General features: G+C 47.8%; 3 protein-coding genes. 1 reads left to right on the top strand and 2 read right to left on the bottom strand.

Annotation, left to right across the window (positions count from 1 at the left end):
• The first annotated feature begins 144 nt into the window (after positions 1 to 144).
• Positions 145 to 339, top strand: coding sequence for a hypothetical protein (locus ACI4N7_RS00675; protein ID WP_439731442.1), 195 nt, complete (start codon positions 145 to 147; stop codon positions 337 to 339).
• 120 nt (positions 340 to 459) lie between these two features.
• On the opposite strand, the gene ACI4N7_RS00670 is transcribed toward ACI4N7_RS00675, so the two are convergent.
• Together ACI4N7_RS00670 and ACI4N7_RS00665 are read right to left on the bottom strand one after the other, a co-directional pair.
• Positions 460 to 1,629: a multidrug effflux MFS transporter gene (locus ACI4N7_RS00670; RefSeq protein WP_439731441.1), complete on the bottom strand. Its 1,170-nt coding sequence runs from the start codon at positions 1,627 to 1,629 to the stop codon at positions 460 to 462.
• Between the two features lie 466 nt (positions 1,630 to 2,095).
• Positions 2,096 to 2,850: LysR substrate-binding domain-containing protein (locus ACI4N7_RS00665; RefSeq protein WP_439731440.1), on the bottom strand; the 755-nt coding region annotated here is incomplete at its 5' end.

The following is a 2,850-nucleotide window of genomic DNA, read 5'->3' as shown; positions in this document are numbered from 1 at the left end:
AATTTTTAAATGTTTCACGATAGAAACCTCCTGTATTGAACATTCTGTTATGAATTCGAGACGGGCGGTGTGTGCACAGCACCGGATCCGCATCTCCAGAGCAGGGACTCATGTCCTTTACGGTTCCTATTGTATAGAAAAAGGATGAAATACTCCAATACCGTTTCCATGCCAAAAAAGAAAATCGAGGAAATGATTACAATTTGCATAGATAAAAGAATGCCGGACGTATTAATAACAAAACTGTTATTAATACGTCCGGCATTTGATAAAAGGGCGGATGAAATGAGGGCAGGCAATTGTAAAAAACGGGTAAAGCAAAAAATAGAGGAGGAATGAAATGAGAAAACGGAAAAAATAATGGAAAAATCAGGAGTGGGAAAAAATCAAAGCCAGAAAAGAAAAATATTACGGCAAGTGATAACAAAATAGTTATTACTTGTCTGGTAGAATAGGGGACTATTTTCCGTGAACCCATTTCCAATAGGACAAAAGGCACAGAGCATAGCCGGCAGCCATCAGAAGTCCCAGAGGAAGGGCCGTATCTTCTCCGGCAATGCCGGTCAAAGGCATGGTAAGACTTCCGGGAGCCACGCTAAAGAAGCCCAGCAGGGCGGAAGCAGCACCTGCATTTTTTCCCTGTCTGGAAAGGGCCATGGACATACTCACCGTTTCTGTTATGGATAAAGGGATGATAGTGATGATGAGGATAGGAATGAGCACAGGAAGAGGCCAGAGAAAGTATAAACCGGCCAGAAGGAAAAGACTTCCTATAAAGGAAAGAATAATAGAATGGCGCAGCATGGCATCATCCAGCACCTTTTTTGCCAGAGCTGCCGGAAGAAGGCCGGTCAGAAGAAGTCCTACGCCTACCATACCCAGGATAAGGCTGTAAATCTGGGCACTTAAGCCGTAAATATGCTGGAAAAGGAAGGAAGAACCGGCCAGGTATCCGAAGAAAGAAATAAAAAGGAAACCTTCCAGAAGACAATGGCCCATGAAATAGGAATCATGAAAAAGGTGGGGATAGGAACAAAAAGCGTCGGAAAGATGGGGCAGACGGTGCTCTTTTGCCAGTGTTTCTTTATAAGGAATACAGTTCAGAGCCAGTATCAATCCAATGGCAGTAAGCACATAGAAAACACCCCGCCAGTCCGTCCAGCGGAGAATCTGCCCGCCTGCCACCGGGGCCAGCACCGGCGCCAGACCATTAATCATTATAAGGGCGGAATAAAGGGTAAGAAGTTCCGCTCCCGTCTTCAGATCCCTGGCAATGGCCCTGGCGATGACCAGACCGAAGGAGCCGAAAAAGCCCTGCATAAATCGGTAAAGAAGAAGCACTGATGGCGTTTCCGCAGTGCTTGCGCCATAGGAGGATAGAGTAAAAAACGTCATGCCCACAAGGACTGGAACCTTTCTGCCGAAGCGGTCTGAAAGTGGACCGCCAATGAGCTGACCCAGCGCCATGCCAGCCATGGTCATGGTAAGAGTCAGCTGGGCCAGGGAAGGTGAAATGCCAAAAACCTCTGCCAGCTTGGGGAGAGCAGGAAGATACATATCCGTAGACAGCGGTGCAATGGCTGTCATAAGACCCAGAAAAATGAAAAGACTGATTTCTGATAACTTCATAAAAACCTCCGGAAATAGAAATTGAGCCTGATTTTCCTGCCTGATTTTCCTGCAAAAAAAGCCGTCCAACGCTAAACAGCGCTGAACGGCTTATGTTGCGGATGCTCAGATTACGCAGCTCTACTGTAATAAAAGAAGCTTGTGCTTCCTTATCTATATTGCCAATGGTATCAGCAGAAAAGAAACTTGTCAAGGATGGAAAAAAGGCATATCAGCGAAATTTTTATCCCTTGAGGGACGATGGGCTGTACAAAGAGGGCTAATGTCGTTTGACCGGGTAATCCTATGCAGAAGTAACGCCTGCAGGAAGAAGCCGGGAAAAGTACTGAGAAACAGGGAAAATAAGAAAAGTACTGACGCCGCTGTCATTCATCGCCTGACGGCGCCACCACAGCCTCTTTAACCCTTTGAACCTGAACCTTTCGCACCCCAAAGGGCGCTGAACCCGGGCCGCTCCGCGGCCCATTCACATCGGAAATTCGCTGTTTGCCTTTTCTCTCACGTATTCCCAGAAGTGGTCGATGATATATTCTCGGAGGAGTACGGCAGAGAGGGAGAGTTTTCCGTCCGTTTTCCATGAGAGGTTGAGATACCTGTGGCAGTCCATGTCTCCTATGGGGAGGGAGGCCAGGCCGCTGAAGGCGTTGTACCAGGTCATCTGTGGCACCAGGGCGATGCCCAGACCTGCGTTCACGAATTCATGGATGGTGCCGGGATTGTCGCTTTCCATAACCACTTTTGGCGTAAAGCCGGCCTTTTGACAAAATTCTTCCAGTATGTCTCGAAGGACAAAGCCCTTGGGCGGGGCAATGTAATTTTTGTCGGCGAAGTCGGACAGGTTGATATAGGGGAGGATGGCGTGACGGTCGGAGAGAGGAAGTACCATCACCAGACTTTCCCGGAAAAGGGTGACCGTGTGGTCATTATCGATATGATGGATGCTGGAATAAAGGGTGAGGTCCGTATGTTTCGTGGACGCCTGCATCTTGGGATTGATGATTTCTATCATGGCTTCCGGATGGGCCTTGCGGAATTCTAAAAGGAAAGCAGGAATGAGCTTGGTGGCGGAAAGGATGGCCAGATTCACCGTCAATTGCTGGAGATTTTTGGAATCTGCCAATTCCTGCTGCATTTCTTCGTATTCCCTGAGAAAATTTTCCGAATGTTTGAGCAGGATGTGTCCGTCTCTGGTGAGATGAATATTCCGGCCCTGACGTTCAA

It is taken from the genome of Dialister sp., from assembly GCF_051885895.1.
Lineage (GTDB): Bacteria > Bacillota > Negativicutes > Veillonellales > Dialisteraceae > Dialister.
The sequence above is the reverse complement of the archived record's forward strand: the minus strand, read 5'-3'. Positions and strand labels throughout refer to the sequence as shown.

Coding starts and splice junctions, on each gene's coding strand:
- ACI4N7_RS00675 (WP_439731442.1), top strand. CDS start 145: ATGAAATACTCCAATACCGTTTCCATGCCAAAAAAGAAAATCGAGGAA.
- ACI4N7_RS00670 (WP_439731441.1), bottom strand. CDS start 1,629: ATGAAGTTATCAGAAATCAGTCTTTTCATTTTTCTGGGTCTTATGACA.